Annotated in this window: 19 protein-coding genes and 1 riboswitch; of the genes, 10 read left to right on the forward strand and 9 right to left on the reverse strand. The window is 43.0% G+C overall.

What is annotated here, in order from left to right; translation table 11 throughout:
- Positions 1-88: 88 nt before the first annotated feature.
- Positions 89-424 (forward strand): helix-turn-helix domain-containing protein, encoded by a 336-nt coding sequence (locus M3191_RS08405; protein ID WP_251699840.1) that lies wholly within the window; start codon positions 89-91, stop codon positions 422-424.
- A 9-nt stretch (positions 425-433) separates the two neighbouring features.
- Entirely contained in the window at positions 434-883 is a 450-nt protein-coding gene (locus M3191_RS08410) for an ImmA/IrrE family metallo-endopeptidase (protein WP_251699845.1), read from the forward strand.
- Positions 884-1,169: 286 nt separating this feature from the next.
- Here M3191_RS08410 and M3191_RS08415 read toward each other — a convergent pair whose 3' ends face one another.
- Positions 1,170-2,630: a protein adenylyltransferase SelO gene (locus M3191_RS08415; RefSeq protein WP_251699850.1), complete on the reverse strand. Its 1,461-nt coding sequence runs from the start codon at positions 2,628-2,630 to the stop codon at positions 1,170-1,172.
- Between the two features lie 216 nt (positions 2,631-2,846).
- On the opposite strand from M3191_RS08415, the gene M3191_RS08420 reads away from it, so the two are divergent.
- Positions 2,847-3,086, forward strand: a complete 240-nt coding sequence (locus tag M3191_RS08420; protein ID WP_251699854.1) for a YkuS family protein — start codon at positions 2,847-2,849, stop codon at positions 3,084-3,086.
- A gap of 107 nt (positions 3,087-3,193) precedes the next feature.
- On the opposite strand, the gene M3191_RS08425 is transcribed toward M3191_RS08420, so the two are convergent.
- On the reverse strand, positions 3,194-3,385 hold the full coding sequence (locus tag M3191_RS08425) for a hypothetical protein (RefSeq protein WP_251699859.1): 192 nt from the start codon (positions 3,383-3,385) through the stop codon (positions 3,194-3,196).
- A gap of 518 nt (positions 3,386-3,903) precedes the next feature.
- Here M3191_RS08425 and M3191_RS08430 point away from each other — a divergent pair.
- Entirely contained in the window at positions 3,904-4,629 is a 726-nt protein-coding gene (locus tag M3191_RS08430; RefSeq protein WP_251699865.1) for a toast rack family protein, read from the forward strand.
- A 187-nt stretch (positions 4,630-4,816) separates the two neighbouring features.
- Here the strand turns inward: M3191_RS08430 and M3191_RS08435 are convergent, their stop codons facing one another.
- Positions 4,817-5,311, reverse strand: coding sequence for an RDD family protein (locus M3191_RS08435; protein WP_251699871.1), 495 nt, complete (start codon positions 5,309-5,311; stop codon positions 4,817-4,819).
- Between the two features lie 230 nt (positions 5,312-5,541).
- Positions 5,542-5,720: riboswitch (Lysine riboswitch) on the forward strand.
- A gap of 126 nt (positions 5,721-5,846) precedes the next feature.
- On the opposite strand from M3191_RS08435, the gene dapA reads away from it, so the two are divergent.
- Complete coding sequence (gene dapA, locus M3191_RS08440; RefSeq protein ID WP_251699876.1) at positions 5,847-6,740, forward strand: 4-hydroxy-tetrahydrodipicolinate synthase; 894 nt, start codon at positions 5,847-5,849, stop codon at positions 6,738-6,740.
- Between the two features lie 103 nt (positions 6,741-6,843).
- Here dapA and M3191_RS08445 read toward each other — a convergent pair whose 3' ends face one another.
- From M3191_RS08445 to M3191_RS08460, 4 genes are all read right to left on the reverse strand, one after another.
- The gene (locus M3191_RS08445; protein ID WP_251699878.1) at positions 6,844-7,293 is read right to left on the reverse strand and encodes a hypothetical protein; all 450 of its coding nucleotides are present in this window, start codon (positions 7,291-7,293) and stop codon (positions 6,844-6,846) included.
- A gap of 664 nt (positions 7,294-7,957) precedes the next feature.
- Positions 7,958-8,395, reverse strand: a complete 438-nt coding sequence (locus tag M3191_RS08450) for an NUDIX domain-containing protein (protein ID WP_251699916.1) — start codon at positions 8,393-8,395, stop codon at positions 7,958-7,960.
- 271 nt (positions 8,396-8,666) lie between these two features.
- Positions 8,667-11,804 carry a DEAD/DEAH box helicase gene (locus M3191_RS08455; RefSeq protein ID WP_251699919.1) on the reverse strand — a complete coding sequence of 1,046 codons (3,138 nt, stop codon included), beginning with the start codon at positions 11,802-11,804 and terminating at the stop codon, positions 8,667-8,669.
- Entirely contained in the window at positions 11,777-12,193 is a 417-nt protein-coding gene (locus M3191_RS08460; RefSeq protein WP_251699921.1) for a (deoxy)nucleoside triphosphate pyrophosphohydrolase, read from the reverse strand. Before M3191_RS08460 ends, M3191_RS08455 begins: the two co-directional genes overlap by 28 nt.
- A gap of 300 nt (positions 12,194-12,493) precedes the next feature.
- On the opposite strand from M3191_RS08460, the gene fmdA reads away from it, so the two are divergent.
- The 3 genes from fmdA (at position 12,494) to M3191_RS08475 (ending at position 14,232) form a co-directional block, all read left to right on the forward strand.
- The gene (fmdA, locus tag M3191_RS08465) at positions 12,494-13,672 is read left to right on the forward strand and encodes a formamidase (protein WP_251699924.1); all 1,179 of its coding nucleotides are present in this window, start codon (positions 12,494-12,496) and stop codon (positions 13,670-13,672) included.
- A 12-nt stretch (positions 13,673-13,684) separates the two neighbouring features.
- Entirely contained in the window at positions 13,685-13,954 is a 270-nt protein-coding gene (locus M3191_RS08470) for a zinc ribbon domain-containing protein (protein ID WP_251699926.1), read from the forward strand.
- A 131-nt stretch (positions 13,955-14,085) separates the two neighbouring features.
- A complete protein-coding gene (locus M3191_RS08475) occupies positions 14,086-14,232 on the forward strand; it encodes a hypothetical protein (RefSeq protein ID WP_251699929.1) in 147 nt (48 codons plus the stop codon).
- A gap of 146 nt (positions 14,233-14,378) precedes the next feature.
- On the opposite strand, the gene M3191_RS08480 is transcribed toward M3191_RS08475, so the two are convergent.
- Complete coding sequence (locus tag M3191_RS08480; protein ID WP_251699930.1) at positions 14,379-14,777, reverse strand: VOC family protein; 399 nt, start codon at positions 14,775-14,777, stop codon at positions 14,379-14,381.
- Positions 14,778-14,946: 169 nt separating this feature from the next.
- Between M3191_RS08480 and M3191_RS08485 the strand changes: the two genes are divergently transcribed.
- The gene (locus M3191_RS08485) at positions 14,947-16,137 is read left to right on the forward strand and encodes a M14 family metallopeptidase (protein WP_251699931.1); all 1,191 of its coding nucleotides are present in this window, start codon (positions 14,947-14,949) and stop codon (positions 16,135-16,137) included.
- A 213-nt stretch (positions 16,138-16,350) separates the two neighbouring features.
- On the forward strand, positions 16,351-17,496 hold the full coding sequence (locus M3191_RS08490; protein ID WP_251699932.1) for a hypothetical protein: 1,146 nt from the start codon (positions 16,351-16,353) through the stop codon (positions 17,494-17,496).
- A gap of 200 nt (positions 17,497-17,696) precedes the next feature.
- Here M3191_RS08490 and M3191_RS08495 read toward each other — a convergent pair whose 3' ends face one another.
- Positions 17,697-18,548 (reverse strand): dimethylarginine dimethylaminohydrolase family protein, encoded by an 852-nt coding sequence (locus M3191_RS08495; RefSeq protein WP_251700118.1) that lies wholly within the window; start codon positions 18,546-18,548, stop codon positions 17,697-17,699.
- Positions 18,549-18,562: the final 14 nt, after the last annotated feature.

An 18,562-nucleotide genomic window follows, 5' to 3' on the forward strand; every position in this document is an offset into this window, starting at 1 on the left:
TATCACGCCCTGGTTTCACTTGCAATAACTTAGTTGTCAGTCGAGAAACTTTGGTATATAATAACTATAACGAACAGGGGGTTTCATGATGTATTCAATAGGCCGCGAAATTAAAAAGATCCGGAGCGAACACGAGTTGTCCCAAGAGGAATTTGCCGATCGGATCAATCAAAAGATAGGTCTCTCGATTACAAAAGGGATGGTATCGAAGTGGGAGTCCGATTCAATCGAGCCGAAAACAAGGATGATCAAGGCGATTGCGGAGACATTCCATGTTTCATTGGATCAAATGCTTGGGTTGAAAATGCCGGAAAAGCCATCGAGGGTTGAAACGATTGCCGCCCATTTCGATGATGATCTGACCGAGGAAGAGCTAGCGGACATAAAAAAATACATCCAATTCATCAAGTCTCAACGAAAGTGAGGTGGTTCCATGACCTATGAATCCCTGATTGCCCAATACCCCCATTTGGTCATCAAGGAAGTCAAAACACTCCCATCAGGTCTTGCTGGCCTTTATATGGACGAAGTCGTACTAATTGATAAAAATCGGAGCCATTATGAAAAGCACTGCATTTTAGCGGAGGAAATCGGCCATTATGAAACGACCTACGGCGATATTACGGATCTTCAGAAGCTGACGAATTTGAAGTTGGAGCTGGCTGCGAGGAGATGGGGATATGAAAAAATCGTTTCGTTGGATAAATTGATCGAATGCTATGAAGCGGGTTTTAAGACGGTTGAGGAAGTGTGCACGCATCTTGAGGTGACGGAGGAATATTTGATGACTTCCATTGCCCATTACCATTCGCGGTTTGGCGTATCGACAATTCATGAGGGATATGAGATTTTCTTTGATCCGCTTTATTTGCGAAAGCAGTAATTTTTTTTGGAGCGTAAACGAACATACGTTTCGTTAAACGACTGAAAAAAAGACCAAGTCGATTAAGATTTGGTCTCTTTTTGAAGTATATGATCACTTAATTAGATTTATGAGCGCCTGCAAAGTTTTATGAGCGCTCATTCGGATTTAAGAGCGTTTGCAGCGATTTATGATCACTTATACAGATTTATGAGCGTCTGTCACGATTTATGATCACTTATACGGATTTATGAGCGCCTGTCACGATTTATGATCACTTATACGGATTTATGAGCGTTTGCCGATATCATGTTCCGCAAAACGTCCTGTATGGGGTTGTCGCCGCAGACGGCGCGACGTATTTTTCTTGTTCAGCCGTGTAAGCGTACGGGTCTTCAAGCGCATTAAGCAATTCTGCCATTACGGCGAAGTCCCCTTCGATTGCCGCATCCAATGCTTCTTCTACGCGGTGGTTGCGCGGAATGACGGATGGATTGTTCTCTTGCATGAGCTTTTTAACGGCAGCTTCCGATTCCTGCTGCCTTTCTAGCCGCGATTTCCAGCGGGTATGCCATTCGTCAAACTCCGGCGTCTTGCACATCGGCAACGTGTTCAGATCACCAATTGTCAATGCACGGAACGTATTTGTGTAATCCGCTTGATGGTCCTTCATTAGCTGTAACAGATCCTTCACTAGCGTTTCGTCATCCTCTTCTTCATTGAACAAACCGAGCTTGCTTCTCATTCCTTTGAGCCAATGGCCATAATACAGCCTTGCGTATCCTGAAAGCGTCTGTTGTGCAATGTGGACAGCTTTTTCCTGATCTTCATGGAAGAGCGGCAAAAGCGTTTCGGCAAATCTCGAGAGATTCCATTCTGCAATTCCGGGTTGATTGCCGTACGCATAGCGGCCTTGCCGGTCGATGGAGCTGAAGACGGTCGCCGGATCATACGTGTCCATGAAGGCACAAGGTCCATAGTCGATCGTTTCGCCGCTGATTGTCATATTGTCCGTATTCATGACGCCGTGAATGAAACCGACCAGTTGCCATTTGGCAATTAACGACGCTTGCCTTTCCATCACTTTTTGCAGTAACGATACGTAAGGATTCGCGTCATTTGCCACTTCCGGGTAATGCCTGTCAATCGTATAGTCCGCCAACGCACGCAAATCGTCAACCACTTCACGCGCCGCCGCGTACTGGAACGTGCCGACACGGATGTGGCTTGCCGCAACACGCGTCAAAACAGCTCCTTCAAGCGTCTCCTCACGATAGACGGGTGCTCCCGTCACAGCAACCGCAAGACTCCGCGTCGTCGGGATGCCAAGCGCATGCATCGCCTCACTAATGATGAATTCACGCAGCATCGGTCCAAGCCCCGCCCGGCCATCGCCTCCACGGGAAAACGGCGTCTTGCCCGAACCTTTCAGCTGAACATCGAACCGCTTTCCTTCAGGTGTCATCTGCTCGCCAAGCAGTACGGCCCGTCCATCCCCAAGCATCGTAAAATGGCCGAATTGGTGTCCGGCATATGCTTGTGCAATCGGTTCTGCGCCTTCAGGTATCATATTTCCTGCGAAAATCTCTGCGCCTTCTTCGCTTTCCAATAACTCGGCATCCAGTCCGAGCGATTCCGCCAATGGATGATTAAATACAACCAATTCCGGTGAAGGCGCTTCTTCCGGATTAGTTTCCGCGTAGAACGGCTCCGGTAGACGCGTGTAGCTATTATCGAAACGCCATCCGAATCCTTTTCTCTCTGTCATCGTCTTCAACTCCCGTTATAAAAATTCCATGTTTTACCTCATGGTTCTATTCCCCATCCTACAACATGGGGATTCGTTTCTCCATTATAAATAATAGACGCTTTACCCTTGTTATACCCAATTCGAATCGATTCACGTAAGCGACTCGTTCATAAATTCAAAAATACAGGGAACTGTATGGGGGAGGCTGAACAAAAAATGAAAGGAGGAAAACCAATGCCAAGAATTGCCGTAGAACAACCTTATGAAGATGTCATGAATGCACTTGTGGCAAAAGGTTATGAAGCGAAAATGTTTACCACAGATGAAGATGTCACCGGATATGATATCGGTGTCGTCCGTGCCATCAATGAAGGGAACACGCATGAATTCAACTTTCCAGTCATCACGATGAAGGGCATGTCGATTGACGACGTTGTCCAGGCAGTTGAGCAGAAAGCAAACCTCCTCCAATAAGCATCCCCGAAAAAACAGAATCTATGGCAGCTGCCTTAGGTCTTGTGTTCCCGCATTATAGAGGACAGCCCGCCAATCGACTAACTGATTGGCGGGCTGTATTGATTTCATGCATGGTAATAATACGTCTGACGTCTGCGAGATGCCTCCCGCTGCTCCGCTCTGTATCTACGTTGAAACGCACGGAGCTCTTCCAATTGTCCGTTCAGGCGAGGATCCTGCGACATCATTTCCTTTAACCCGGAAGGACCAATTTTCCTCTTCACCTTTTCAATTTCATCCTCAAAAAATAATGACATGTCCATACCTCCTCCCTTTTTGCTTGGCAAGGGATGACGGATTAGGCTATGTTCATTAATCGCCATTCCCCCGTTACCGTATAGTACGTCGATTTGACGACAGGACAAGAGGTAAGTGTACAGTTTTTATTATTTTCAATGAACTATAGTTATAGAACAATACGAAACAAGAATAGTAAACGATATGTCACCACTTCTTAAGACAACAGAACCTACGGCAGCCGCAGGTTCTGTTTTTTCATTATGAATTACTAGGATTCCATTATGATTGTGATGATGATGCCAAGCAAAATCCCTACGAAGACCGTTGCTGAATATAGAAGAACCCGCTTCATTTACTCATCCTTCCGTCACTCTTTTAACCAATATATTAATGTACGCGACAAAACATGTAGCCTTGTACAAAAGATGCATCTACCCTCAGTCCTAAGACGTACGTGAAAATCAATCATACGACTGGTAAGTTTTTCAATTGAATAAGGTAGAATAGAATAAAATGGGGCAGAAGGAGAATGAAAATGAATAAGATATTAGGGATTGCACTGCTGACGGGTTTTCTAGTCGTTTTCGGCATCTACGGGTATAACAAATGGTTTGCGAAGGCAAGTGGGAATGACGAAATTTCAATTGAAAAAGACAAGGCTGAAGCTTTGGATGTGGACATTGACTTCGGGGTTGGCAACCTATTCATCCAAGGCGGTTCCCCGGGATGGGTCAGTGGGGAATTCTCCTACAATCACAAAAAACTTGAACCGAAAGTAACGTATAAGAAAAAGAAGGATGTCGGATACGTCAAAATCAATCAAGGCTCAAAACCAACGTTCGGCTTCAATAAACGAAAACTGAAAAACGAGTGGGACCTCCATCTGACAAATGAGATTCCTATCGACTTGGACGTTGACATGGGCGTTTCAACTTCGACACTAAATCTGAAGGGCCTTCAACTAAACAACCTATCAGTCGATAGTGGCGTCGGTGAATCCGTTATCGACATGAGCGGTAAATGGAACAAAGGCTTTAAAGCCGATTTTGACCTGGGTGTTGGAGATGTAACAATCATCCTTCCAAAACAGACTGGCGTCAGAGTTAACGTTTCGAAAGGGATCGGTCGGGTTGACTTGAAAGACTTCACCATGCAAAACGACGGTGTTTATGTCAACGACGCCTTTGCGGGAGCAGACGTCATTATCGACATTACTGTAGACATCGGCGTCGGTGACGTCAAATTCAAAACCGCCGATTGAATTGTGCGGGAATTGTGTCGGTGCCTGTGCATGGTGCATTTATGACAATTCATTAAAATGAATAGAAATACATGGGGAAGCCATTGAATTGTTGAATTCAACGGCTTCTCTATTCTATTATATACAATTGTAGTGCATAGTCTGAATTGTTTCGTGCACAGGCACCATATAAATGGCACCAAAAAAATTATTGCAACTCGACTTTTGTCCCTGCTAATAAATCACCTAAATGACGTTTATCTTTACGAAATAGGCCCATGCACAACAATACGAGTCCAAGCAACGTTCCAATGTTTGCCACAATGATTGCTATCATATCAAAACCGCTATACACACCATGGATCACACCTATATGTCCAAATTGCCACGGTAAAAATTTGATAATATTTCTTAGTATAGCTGAGCTGAATTTATGCTGGTTGTACGTCAGTTGCAATCCAGCGGCTCTTTTTCCAATTGATCCACCTTTGTAATCCAAATACGAAAACACTAGAATGATTGGTATCACCGATGTAAATGTTGCGACAAGTTGAGATTGCGTCTCTGTATACTGTGGAATTTCCTTTAGAATTAAAAATATGATCACCAAGTTGACAATCAACAAAAGAACCAAGTAAGTAAGAATTACTGCATAATCAACAAGCAATTCTTTTAGCCTCTGCTTATTTTGAATGTTATTCATGAAACACCTCAATCCTTCGACTATCTGCTCGCTCCTTTTTTGCTGCATGTTATTATATTCTTCTCTACTGACTATAGAATCTCCTTTTCCAAATGGGCCTGGCCTAAAAATCGAATAAACGTCTAAAGTAATATTCGAATTCACTTTATTTTCATTTTTCACTTGCAATTAAATCGAATTGCATGTAAACTGATATTTAATTTAACAAAATCTTATTTCGCAAGTTTTGAAGTAAGGATAGAGGCGCAAAGACCATCAGTATACAATCCGAGGATAATGAGATCCTATGAAGGTTGTGGAAAGGGGAATTTGCCGAAGTGGAGAGACTCTCATTTATCTCGAAGCTGGTTCTGGGTTGAACAAACACAGGATTGTCATATAGGAAACTATATGGAGGGCTATCTTATGCAATGAAATAATGTAGTTATTATTTCAAGCAACAACGAGCCCTCGTTGTTGCTTTTTGCGTTCATTTTCAACTGCCCTCTCCCCTCTAATTTTTTTCAAAAAAATTAATTATAGGAGTGGAGAACTAATGAACTTCGGACAAATCGTAACAGCAATGGTAACACCTTTTGACACAAATGGTGAAATTGATTTTGAAGCCACACGCAACCTGATCAATCATTTAATCGCCAATGGATCGGACAGCTTGGTCGTTTCAGGCACGACCGGAGAATCACCGACATTAACGAGTGAAGAAAAGGTCAAATTATTCAAGTTTACAGTTGATGTAGTAAACGGAAGAGTCCCGGTCATTGCCGGTACAGGCTCGAACAACACGAGAGAATCGATCGAACTGACAATGCTGGCAGAGGATGTAGGCGTCGACGCGATCATGCTCGTCTCTCCGTACTATAACAATCCTTGCCAAGAAGGGATCTATCAACACTTCACGACAATTGCGGCGGCAACCTCTTTACCCATCATGCTGTACAACGTTCCAGGACGCACTGTTGTAAACATAGATGTCGATACAGTCGTACGCCTTTCCAAAATACCAAACATCGTTTCCATAAAAGAGGCGAGTGGCAATTTAGAGGCAATGGCCAAAATTATCGAGCAGACACCACCAAGTTTTTCATTATATAGCGGCGACGATGCATTGACACTTCCAGTCCTATCAATCGGTGGTACAGGAGTCGTTTCTGTATCCTCCCATGTGCTGGGGAATGAAATGCAAACGATGATCCGCAACTTCAAAATAGGCAATACTGTTGAAGCGGCAAGCAATCATCGCAGACTGGTGCCTATGATGAAAGCACTCTTTGCAGCACCAAACCCATCTCCTGTCAAAGCGGCTTTGAATCTGATAGGAATCCCAGTCGGCGGAGTCCGTTTGCCAATGATTCCGTTGAATGAAGAGCAACAGCATTCATTGCAACAGGCGTTGTCTATGTATGAAGAAAAAGTGAATATAATAGCGTAAGGAATCGGCACATATATGAATAACCCATCGGCGAGGCTATCTCAAGGATGGGTTATTTTTTATGGTGAAATGACAATACGAGGAATTTCATTCTATAGATTATTCAGGAACCACTGTTACCCCGCCTTCTTCTTTTCATTGCCAAAAATCCAAATGTGAATGTGAGTAACATCAACATATATGCACAAAACATAATCGTCGTCCCGTTACTGAGGAATGGCAACACTCTCACTGCCCCATAAACAAATGCCAGCATATAGTGCTGCGATAACAATGCCAACCCCATACTTCTTGAAGCTCCATCCAGCACGACAAACTGCCAAACAAATAAGATGAATGAGATCAACCAAACTGAATTTCCTATAATAAAACTCTTCCAAACAGGCATATCCAATTTAGAAAATGTAGCACCTACATAGAACCAAAATACTAAAAGTACAAATTGCATTATAAAAGGAAACATAGGAATCACCATTATATTTACGAAAAATCCATAAACGAATGGTACCAATAGCAATAAGAAATGCAGCATATAACTCCTTAAACTCTTCATGCAACTCCCCCCAAACGCCTCGTCTAAAGTAGTCATTCTACAACTATCCTGAAAGTCCTTTATTCAAAGCTGTTCGATAAATGACATCGCCCTTACTCCGGCCAATAAAACACCTCCACCGGCACATCAAATAGCATAAACATATCCTCGAAATACGTTTCATCCACCAATTTTCCCAACACACCTTTGAAATACCTAGGCAGATTACGAATGGCTTTCCGTTCCTTATCAATAAAATATGAGCCACCAGTCTCCGATACATTCGAACGACTTGAACAACTCGAATAAACTACGTATAATAGGGGTATAGAATGTATACAGTAAAAAGGACCGCCCAATGGTTGCACATTGAACGGTCAATATAATAGCGTAGGTTCCCTAAGGGGATCGGCGTAGATAGGAATAACCCATCAGAGCGGTCAACTCAAGGATGGGTTATTTTTTATGGTGAAATGACAATATGGCTACGACCAGTGCTGCAAATGTATACACAAGCATCTGCGCTTCGAATACTGTCATATCGACCACCTCCCTTCACGGGAAAATGGCCGATCATCCTTGAGTCACCTATTCTATTACTCTTCTATTTTACCATACATACGTTCCCACTCCCAGCTTTTCCCCAAATAATTAGGACAACTTTACACAATACGTAGCTATTTGATTAAATTGAAATCCCCTTAACCCGAACAGCTTCCGCCTTTCGGATATAATCCTTCAAATAACCCTTAGTCTCAGGATTCCCGTACACCTCTTCAGGCGTCATCCAATAGACAGCCGCCACCTCATCAGCACTGGCCGCATACGGTTCACCGCTAAATTCCTCACACAAAAAGATTACATTCACAACGGGCTCCCCCTGATCCGTTACAAAGCTTGTACTATGCACATATTGTGGACGCCCTTCAATAACAAGCCCAACTTCCTCCTTCACTTCCCGCGCAATGGTTCGCTCTAAAATGTCCGATGAAGCCCCTACAAGCTCAACTTTCCCACCAACCAATCCAATCCCGCCAGGCTCGTGTTCTTCCTCCTCGCTCCGCTTGCATAGTAAATAACGACCATCCTTGTATATGGCTGCTTCCGTGTTGACGATGAACATGTTTGAACACTCCAATCTTCATTGCTGCATACACGATATTAACTTCTATGGTTCAATTCCTTGATGACTAAAGTTCCTAGTTGCCTAGTGTTGTAGGGGTTGCCGTTTCTATTGGAGATGGACAATGAAGTCTGCCCAACAGGATCTCTAATTCCATCTCTTCCTGATTGAACCTGATAATAATAATCCGATAGACAAACTCTAATGTATTAGGATTAACGCAACATGTCCGCTTCCTTCTGTACGAGTTGTCGCACATCCTTAGTAATCATTATAAAACACTCTTATTCGCCGCTTGTATTAACTTTGCTGGCATCGCCTCATGCAAACGCCAAACAAAACTAATCGGCTTATTTCCCTCATGACTGACATAGTCAGCAGTTCCTAAGAAAATAAACGGTGCCGTGTAACCGTCCTTCTGTTTATACTCCCGTACAAATAGTGCTATTTTATTCCCCGTAATTCGTTGGTTAATATATCTTTTTCCAGTTGGACTGGTGTCAGATGTTTTATTTTGAGATTGCCAATGAAACAGTTTGTCGCTAATGGCGTAATCCTCGTATTGTGTGGAAGGCGAGAAGTCTTTATCCGACTTATTGAGGGTGATGAAAAAGATGTCGGTCTGTTTGTCCTCGAAATATTTGACCCCTTCCCGAAATGCAGGTTTAACATCTTCATTAAAGTAGCCGAATCCAGCGAGCACTTGATCAGTCGTGTATTGTGCATGCACTCGAAGCGGTGATACATAGTTAAATGGCGATGGCTTTTCTACCGATCGAATATTTCCCATACAAACATCAAGCACTTGTTGAATTTCGCGCCTAATTGCCGGCGTTGAAATTAATTGCTGAACACCTTCGTGTATTGAAGTAAACTCAAAATTCTTTGGCGGAGTATCGAAAATAGAATAATAGAGCATTCCCACCATACGGCGTTGCTCTTCATTTTCAATTAATCCGTTCTCCAAATAACCTTTCAAGAACTTTAGTAATTCAATCGAATCCAAATGAAAAAGCGATTGAATTCTTCTATTAATGGTAACTTCGTACTCACTTTGGAAATCTTCCGAGAGTCCCGCTTCTACCTTAAGCCTTTCAAATGAGCGATTTCTACTTGTCCCGTAAAAATCTGCAAGTGTTAAATGATGATATTGAAGAAAGTTTGATAATGTAAGCTTTTCCCCTGTATCTTCTTCGAAGTATTTAAGCTTCGCAATCAAATTCTGCTTTGTATTTCTCACTTCTCTTACATTTCGTAGAATATACTCCTTCGCTTGCTTCTCCATTTGAATGACGGATCCTTTCGGTAAATGAAAGAAGCCGTTCTCAATATAGTGTTTGATGGAATGCTTTGTCCTTCCGACAAGTGCGCGAAATTTTTCTTCGAAGGGATAATCGGCGTGAGCTTGTCCTACAAAATCCAAAACAGTTAAACATTCTTTGTCATCAGCCAAACGTAACCCTCGTCCTAATTGCTGCAAAAACACAGTTAGACTTTCTGTCGGCCGTAGGAATAAAACTGTATTGACTTCTGGAATATCAATTCCCTCATTATATAAATCTACGACAAATATAAATTTAATTTCACCACTTACTAATTTTCGCTTTGCTGTATTCCGCTCCTCATCAGACGATTCCCCGTGCAAAGCAATGGAAGGAATTTTCTTTGAGTTAAAGTAAGAGGCCATATAAATTGCGTGTTCGACTGACACACAGAATCCTAACGCTTTCACTTGATCTAGAGCAGTAACATACTTATTGAGGCTACGGATAATAAGATCACTTCGACGGTCGTTGGAGGTATAAACATTCGTGAGCTCGTCAGTGTCGTACCCTCTTCTTGACCATTTAATAGCTGAGAGATCGACATTATCTGTAACACAAAAATAATGAAAAGGGCTCAGCAATTTACGGTCAATTGCTTCCGTTAAACGCATTTCAGATGCGATCCGGTCGTCAAAATAGCTAAGTACATTTTGGTTGTCCATCCGTTCAGGAGTAGCTGTTAGTCCCAACAGAATTGTTGGCTCATAATACTCTAATAAGGCCCGGTAAGTTGGCGCTGTAGCATGATGAAATTCATCCACGATGATAAAATCATAGAAGTCAGCAGTAGTTTTTTCTTTCATCTTTCGACTATTCCAGCTTTGAATACTCATAAAAAGTTGATCAAATGAAGTCGGTTCAAACCGACCTACAAACATTTCGCCAAAGTTAGCATCTTTCAAAACAGCACGGAAAGTATACATACTTTGTTTAAGGATTTCTTCCCGATGGGCAATAAAAAGTAACTTTGCGTTCGGCTTCATCTGCAGAAAACGCTTGAAATCGAAGGCGGAAATAACTGTTTTGCCAACCCCTGTGGCCGCCACTACTAAGTTTTTCATATGCCGATGTACAGTACGTTCAACTTCTAATTCATCAAGAATTTCTTGCTGATAATGATATGGCCGAATATCGAGAAAATACTGTTCTTTCGTCTCTGCAACTTGTTCCTTTATCAGAGACTGGCGAACTTTAGACCAGTTTTCTTCTTCATCAGCTGAAAGACTTTTAAACTCTTCGTCATTCCAATATCCTTCAAAGGTCGCTTCAAACTTTCGTATAATATCAAATGAATCTTTCTCCGTAACTTTTAAGTTCCACTCCAGTCCCGAAGTTAGTGCGGGATTGGAAAGGTTAGAAGAACCTATATAAGCTGTACTAAATCCTGTTTTTCGTTTAAACAAATATGCTTTTGCATGTAATCTAGTTCTTTCTTTATCCAACGAAACCTTAATTTCCGTATTAGGCAGCTCGCTTAATTCTTGAAGTGCTTTGTAATCTGTTGCTTCCATATATGACGTCGTAATAATCCTTAGACGACCGCCCCGTTCAGTGAAATTACGAAGCTCTTCAATAATAATGCGCAAACCAGACCACTTAATAAATGAAACAAGCCATTCAATTTCGTCCGAAGTGGCGATTTCCTTTTTCAACTCTTCCAACATGTTAGGCTCGGCATGCGATCCCGTGAATAAAGAGCTTTGTGTTAAAGGTGTAACAGGTCTAATCACTTTTTTCTTTTTTAGGGATTGAGCTGTGTTAATTGTTTTATATATCGAGGTTAGAATTTCTGCGTGCTCATCTAATTTAAGCCTCGCAAAATCATCATCATTCAATTTCTGGTGAAGTACCTCAATTATTTCATTACAAATTTGTATTTGTCTAAGGAGTGCATCTTCCTTATTTCCACCATCTCGAATATGTGATAGCGCATTCCTCGTGACAGATGAGATGTAACTTGATAAAAGTACCCTTGCCTCAGCTTCATCTATACTTTCCTTTTCCACCGCAAAAACATCTGGAAGATTGTCTAATTCAGCTTTAATTTTTTTATTGATTAATTGCTCATAAATTCCTTCTTGCATAGTCGTATCACCCTTTCAACGGCTGGAATGTCTGCAGGTGCCCATTGTATTGAATAAAGTTCTTTAAATGGCACCCATTTTAATTCACTATGTTCATAGGCAATTGGCGTTCCATCAATGATTTCAGCAAAATAAGTTGCTAAACGTACTGTATCTGAATTATATGCATAGATCGTATCTTCAACAAATTGCCCAACTGCAATATCACAATGCAGTTCTTCCTTTATTTCACGAAACAAAGCGATTTGTGGTGTTTCACCTGGTTCAATTTTACCTCCTGGGAATTCCCAATACCCTGGCAAGGACATATTCTTCGAACGTCGCGCACAAAGAATTTCACCTTTTTCGTTATGTATGACTGCACCGACTACATGAATGATTTTAGTCATTCGAAATCTCCTTTAATTTAAATAATCAGTCAGATCCCTCCAACTGGATACTGTTTCCATTGTAGCATTTTTCTCAGTTCAGCCAAATGATTTTTGAAAATTCAACTAAGAAAGGAGCTTTACATATTATCTTCCGTTCCCTTAGATTCCCCATACTCCCCCAGTCCCCTTCCATCACCCAATTCTCCTAATCGACACCATTATAAATTCAAGTTTTACAAATTTCATATTAATTTGACAGTTTAATATTTCATTGCTAATATGAAAGCGCATTCAAAATCTATGATTGGGGGAATAGGAATGGCGAAAACAATGTATGCTTTAGATTTGAGTAAGCCAATGGAAGAGCAAGCGCATCCGGGTCACAATCGGTGGCATCCGGATATTCCTGCTGCTTTTTCTGTAGATCCTGGTACTTCTTTTAGGATGGATTGTAAGGAATGGACGGATGGGCAGATTGGAAATAATGATAGTGCGGAGGATGTTCGACGTGTAGATCTTGCGCGTGTTCATGTTTTGAGTGGCCCGGTATATGTGAATGGTGCGGAGCCTGGTGATTTGCTTGTTGTCGATATTTTAGATATCGGGGCGCATCAGGGGTATGAGTGGGGTTTTAACGGGATTTTCGCGAAGGAAAATGGCGGAAGTTTTTTGGTGGATCAGTTTCCGGAGGCACAAAAGTCCATTTGGGATTTCGAAGGGATTTATACGACTTCGCGGCATGTGCCAGGTGTGAAATTTGCAGGGCTCATTCATCCGGGACTCATCGGCGTTGCCCCTTCGATGGAGCTTTTGCAAAAGTGGAATGACCGAGAGCAGAAACTGATTGACACGGATCCGAATCGGGTGCCTGCGCTTGCGAATGCTCCCAATCCGGAAAGCGTTGTGCTTGGTGCGTTATCGGGTGCAGAGTTTGATAGAATTGCAAAGGAAGGCGCTCGTACTGTGCCGCCACGTGAGAATGGCGGAAATTGTGATATTAAGAATTTATCGAAGGGATCGAGGATTTTCTTCCCGACATTTGTCGAAGGAGCGAAGCTATCGGTCGGCGATCTTCATTTCTCCCAAGGTGACGGGGAAATTACGTTCTGCGGCGGAATTGAGATGTCCGGCTGGATCGAGCTGAAAGTGGACATTATTAAGGGCGGCATGGAAAAGTACAAGATCCAGGAAAACCCTGTGTTCCAACCTGGTCCGGTCGAACCGAATTATAATGATTATCTTGTTTTCCAAGGCATTTCAGTTGATGACCGTAATGGGGAGCAGACTTATTTGGATGCCAATATCGCATTCCGTAGGGCGTGCTTGAATGCTATCGAATATCTGAAGACTCTCGGGTATACGGGTGAGCAGGCGTATATGCTGCTGAGTACCGCACCGGTTGAGGGGCGCATTAACGGCATTGTCGATATTCCGAATGCTTGCTGTACAATCGCGATTCCTACTAAAATTTTCGATAAAGATATCATGCCGAAATAAGGAGGACTTATTTTGCCTAGTTATACATTCCGTTGCAAGGACTGCGGTGAATTTACGCTGTTCTTCAAATCAATGGCCGGCAATAAAGAGATAGCAGACTGCCCGGACTGTGGCCACGTGTCAACTAGAGTCTTCTTAGCACCTAACCTTCATACCCTTTCAAGAGAAGTGAGCTCACGCATTGAAAAAGGGATGGAGCCTCAGCGCATGACGCGGGCTGAATTAGGCGCTAAACAGCCAAAGAAAAAGGCGAAGGTCAATCGTCCTTGGCAAGTTGGTTAAGCGAATAGGACAAGCTTACATCCACGGAGGCTCTTTCGGCTTGTGTGGATTTTTTTTGTGTCCAGTACGATTAGTATATCCCATCTCCGATTGGACACCCTAACCATAAATTTGAAAGGGTGTGTATTCCGATGATGCCAGAACGGGAACTTTTTGCGGAGTTGAATGAGGATCAGTTGAAGGCATTGAGTGCTTTGGAGGATGAGTTGGGTGTGACGCTTGTTGCGTATGAAAGTCCGATGCATGATGATAATCACATTGTGGAGTCGGATGTTTGATTGATGAGGGCTATCTTTGGGTAGTCCTTTTTTTGATGTACTAATATATTTATCCCCGTTTGACTCATAAAAAAATGAAAGCCTTTGTCTTGGATTACCACGTAGCGGGTAATCTTTGATTCAGGCTATTTCAAAGGTTCTTCATATTAGTTAGGAAGATTTAGTTGCCATGAAACTCCGAAGCGGTCATTTAGCCAGCCGAACTTTTTACTGAAACCATAATCACCTAACGGCATGAGTGCTGATCCACCTTCGATGAGTTCATGATAAAGATTGTCAAGTTCCTCTTCAGTATCACAAGTTACAAAAATCGAGAATGAAGGTGTGAATGAAAATTGATGCTTCACGCTACTGTCAATACACATGAATTCTTGCCCTTTTAGCGTAAAAGTGGCCTGCATGACAGTTCCTTCTTTCCCTGATTCGCCAGGTCCGTATCGTACAATGCTCGTAATTTGTGAATCTTCAATGAGGGATGTGTAATAATTCATCGCTTCTTCTGCATTATCTTCCTGGAACATTAAGAATGATGCTACTTTCTTCATTAAACATCTACACCTTTCCATTGCTATCCTCTAAAGTATAATTCATTTCTCATAAAAGTATCCATTCTACACGTTAATTACACAATCCGTCGTTACGTGAGTAGTACTTCCCCACTCACTCCTCATATACTGGTATCGATTGTTTAATTTCCTAAAGAGGAGGAATGGCGTGGACATTACCGTGCGACGGGGAGATTCGCTTTGGTATTATAGCCAGTTATTTAGAGTTCCGCTTCAATTGATCATAGATTCGAATCGTGATGTAAATTTGGCGGTTCTCTCGGTAGGGCAACGTATCCGAATCCCGGGATATGTGGCGTTCGAGGTGCAGATCAATCGGGGAGACTCCTTATGGTTGATTGCGCAGCGAAGAAACATTCCTCTCGATGCAATTTTTCTTGTGAATCCAACGCTCAATCCAAACCGCCTGCAAGTCGGGCAGACGATCCGGGTTCCCTTGCGGATCACGTGGAGGCTCGTCAACGGTGGGCAGACGTATAGCTATGCGATGATGATCAATGACTTGAGAAGGCTTCAATCTGTGTATCCCTTCATCCTGGGCACGTCGATAGGGAATTCGGTTCTCGGAAGGAACATTCCTGAGATACGACTTGGAACCGGTCCGAAACGGGTTCATTACAATGCTTCCTTCCATGCAAATGAATGGATCACGACACCCGTCGTCATGACTTTCCTCAATGACTATTTGCTGTCCCTTACGAATCAAACTCCGATACGCGGATTATCCACTTTTCCTTTGTACCAACAATCCTCATTGTCCATTGTCCCAATGGTGAATCCTGACGGTGTGACACTTGTGCAGGAAGGGCCGCCGGAGACGGAGCCATGGAGAACGCGAGTCGTTGAAGGGAACAATGGCAGCACGGATTTCTCGGGATGGAAAGCGAATATCCGAGGCGTCGACTTGAACGATCAGTTCCCGGCAAATTGGAATTTGGAACGCGCGCGGAATCCGAAAACACCGGGTCCCCGCGATTACGGCGGCGAACGACCACTCTCGGAACCGGAAGCGATTGCGATGGCTGACTTGACGAGGAGACGGGACTTCGCGTGGGTGCTCGCATTCCATACACAAGGCGAGGTCATCTATTGGGGGTACCAAGGATTGGAGCCGCCCTATTCGGAGACGATGGTCAATGAATTTAGCCGGGTAAGCGGCTATGGGCCGGTCCAAACAATCGAAAGCTACGCCGGCTACAAGGATTGGTTCATTCAAGATTGGCGCAGGCCAGGATTCACTGTCGAGTTAGGATCTGGAATTAATCCATTGCCGATTGCGCAGTTTGGAGAAATTTATGAGGAGGCTTTGGGGATTTTTCTGGCGGGATTGTATTTATAGAATGGTAGTTAGTGCTAAATTAATTGTGACTCAACAATCTATAATGAGGTCTTTTGTCTTAATCTGTTGAAAAAAGTAAATCTCTTTCCCTGTATTTTGCATATTCTCCTCTCAAGTAAAGTTTAATGTATCAGAGTGTCATGGACACTTGAAGCACTTGAAGCATATAGTGTAAACGGCCCTCAGGTAAAAATCTAAGAGGAGAGTGTCAAATTGGGGAAAGGCTTATCAAGAAAGCTTATATCTACAGCAGTTGCTAGTTTGTTACTTTTAGGAGCAGGGAGTGGTGTTGTAACTGCAGCCCCGAAGGTAGATTCGAAACAAACGAGACTAACAGTGCAGAATGTCCATACAGGTGTTATCTCGGTTAACGAAGTCGCCGTTCCAAGAAATGCGAAGGAGGTCGAGTTATCAGGTGCCGTTGTTATTGATGGCCCGCAGCTTGTCGTCTCAATCCCTGGATCAAAGAACACTACGGTCGCCAAGGTCAGCGATAAGGTGTGGACTTATAAGGCAGTGGTTGATGTATCGTCAATTAAAGGTGATGCAGAATTCAAAGTTTCTGCCTATACCATCTTTGAGAACGGAAATAATGCTGGAAAAGTTCATTCAAGTGCACCGACTGTAACGCAAAAGATCCATGTGCCGTTTATTACATCTACGGTTGCGGAAAATACAAAATGGGCATATTACCGTTCAAGCAATCAATTCGTTTTAACGTACGATAAAGTCGAGAATTGGTCCGTTGGGAAGCCCGTTGTTACCGCTGCACAGTCAGTAGTCTTAAGCGGACTAAACCAGAGTGTGAAAATCTACGATACAACACTATTAATTCCAACTGCAAACCAAGACTTTACGTTCTCTCCGGAGGCAAAGTGGAAATTTGATGCAACAACAAAAAGGTATTCGGCTACGTTTACGATCTTTATCACAGATAGTAAAGGGGTTGTAAGAAAGGAAGCAGTGACAAGAAACGGACTGCTGCCAGGGCAAGTGAATGAACTTTCCTATCCCCTAATAGATAAATATGGGACGATTACTAAAAAGACGTCCTATGTGGCACCTGCAGCACCGGTGGATGTGGGTGTAACAGAAGTAAAGAACCTCACATTTAATGCTGTTCAACACAATAAAAATCAGGTTAAAGTGAAAGCTTCTTATCAATTGGTCCATCCTGACGGGAAAGTTGAGGCAAAGAAACATTACTTAGATGGGAATTTTGGAAATCCAGCATCAAAAAGCAAAAATCCTTCAACAAGAAAATGGGAAGTTGCCGGTTACGTCTATAAGGTCACTGTTCATTATGATGCGAAGAAGAAAACACACTATGTCACGTATGAAAATGTCAGCGAAAAATAATAGACTAACAGGCATTATTGCAAGTAGGTTTATGCGTGCTTTTTCAGACTTATGCGCGGAAATATCGATTTATGCGCGTCTAGCTGGATTTATGAGCTTTTGAATGGATTTATGCGTTTTTCTGGCGTGTTATGCGTGAAAATCAGCATTTATGCGCATTTGTCATTTATTCCACCAAAAAACCTCACTTTACGTGAGGTTTAGTCCCTTTCGAGCGGCATGGAGCAGCAGCGGAAGGAGCCGCCGGATTTGATGATTTCGGAGAAGTCGACTTCGATGACTTCGAATCCGTGCTCGCGCATGGCGGCGTTCACTTGTTTATTTTGCGGGAGGCTGAATACTTTGTTGCCTCCTATTGATAAGACGTTAGTGCCCATCGTAAATTGTTCTTCAGGAGACACTTCGATCAGCTTATAAGATTGCGATAGTGTTTCGACCATGTCTGCTGACAGTGCTTCCGGGAAGATGAGCCCGATTTCAGGCGACAGTATGTTGAATACGCAATCCAAGTGTAGATATTTTTCATTGAATGGTACGCGGATGATTTTGTGTTTTGGCAAATCGCGTTGCAAATTGCGGACGGCCTCGTCGGACGTGCGGCTGCTAATGCCGACGTACACTTTGTCGCGATCGACGATGACATCTCCCCCTTCGACCCGGTCAGTAGTCGTCTGGTACGAGATATTTTCGTCCTCGAGAAATTCCTCGAGCGCCTCCTCCTCGCCTTTTCGGATATCGCTCGCCATTTCGGCGACGAAGATTTCCTCTCCGACTGTGAATCCGATGTCTCTCGTGAATACTTGCTCTGGAAATTGTTCGGAGGAAGGGAGTTTGATCACTTCCACGCCGAGTTCACGGAGCAGCTTTTCGAATTCCTCGTGTTGCTTCATCGCCAATTCCACGTCGATGTTTTCGTCTGCATATTGCTTTTGGGTGTCGTTGATAATATCTTCGATTGCCATGAATTTCGGTTGGCAAAGAATGACTCGCCTCAATGAATCATATTCTGTATTGCACTTCGTTTTCGATTTATCGTCCACAGGGGAACTCATTATTCCATCCTCCA

This window comes from Sporosarcina luteola, from assembly GCF_023715535.1.
In the GTDB taxonomy this organism is placed as follows: Bacteria; Bacillota; Bacilli; order Bacillales_A; family Planococcaceae; genus Sporosarcina; species Sporosarcina luteola_B.

What these genes read in the sequence shown, in the direction of transcription:
- M3191_RS08405 (WP_251699840.1), top strand. Translation starts at nt 89, where the DNA reads ATGTATTCAATAGGCCGCGAAATTAAAAAGATCCGGAGCGAACACGAG.
- M3191_RS08410 (WP_251699845.1), top strand. Translation starts at nt 434, where the DNA reads ATGACCTATGAATCCCTGATTGCCCAATACCCCCATTTGGTCATCAAG.
- M3191_RS08415 (WP_251699850.1), bottom strand. Translation starts at nt 2,630, where the DNA reads ATGACAGAGAGAAAAGGATTCGGATGGCGTTTCGATAATAGCTACACG.
- M3191_RS08420 (WP_251699854.1), top strand. Translation starts at nt 2,847, where the DNA reads ATGCCAAGAATTGCCGTAGAACAACCTTATGAAGATGTCATGAATGCA.
- M3191_RS08425 (WP_251699859.1), bottom strand. Translation starts at nt 3,385, where the DNA reads ATGTCATTATTTTTTGAGGATGAAATTGAAAAGGTGAAGAGGAAAATT.
- M3191_RS08430 (WP_251699865.1), top strand. Translation starts at nt 3,904, where the DNA reads ATGAATAAGATATTAGGGATTGCACTGCTGACGGGTTTTCTAGTCGTT.
- M3191_RS08435 (WP_251699871.1), bottom strand. Translation starts at nt 5,311, where the DNA reads ATGAATAACATTCAAAATAAGCAGAGGCTAAAAGAATTGCTTGTTGAT.
- dapA (WP_251699876.1), top strand. Translation starts at nt 5,847, where the DNA reads ATGAACTTCGGACAAATCGTAACAGCAATGGTAACACCTTTTGACACA.
- M3191_RS08445 (WP_251699878.1), bottom strand. Translation starts at nt 7,293, where the DNA reads ATGAAGAGTTTAAGGAGTTATATGCTGCATTTCTTATTGCTATTGGTA.
- M3191_RS08450 (WP_251699916.1), bottom strand. Translation starts at nt 8,395, where the DNA reads ATGTTCATCGTCAACACGGAAGCAGCCATATACAAGGATGGTCGTTAT.
- M3191_RS08455 (WP_251699919.1), bottom strand. Translation starts at nt 11,804, where the DNA reads ATGCAAGAAGGAATTTATGAGCAATTAATCAATAAAAAAATTAAAGCT.
- M3191_RS08460 (WP_251699921.1), bottom strand. Translation starts at nt 12,193, where the DNA reads ATGACTAAAATCATTCATGTAGTCGGTGCAGTCATACATAACGAAAAA.
- fmdA (WP_251699924.1), top strand. Translation starts at nt 12,494, where the DNA reads ATGGCGAAAACAATGTATGCTTTAGATTTGAGTAAGCCAATGGAAGAG.
- M3191_RS08475 (WP_251699929.1), top strand. Translation starts at nt 14,086, where the DNA reads ATGATGCCAGAACGGGAACTTTTTGCGGAGTTGAATGAGGATCAGTTG.
- M3191_RS08480 (WP_251699930.1), bottom strand. Translation starts at nt 14,777, where the DNA reads ATGAAGAAAGTAGCATCATTCTTAATGTTCCAGGAAGATAATGCAGAA.
- M3191_RS08495 (WP_251700118.1), bottom strand. Translation starts at nt 18,548, where the DNA reads ATGAGTTCCCCTGTGGACGATAAATCGAAAACGAAGTGCAATACAGAA.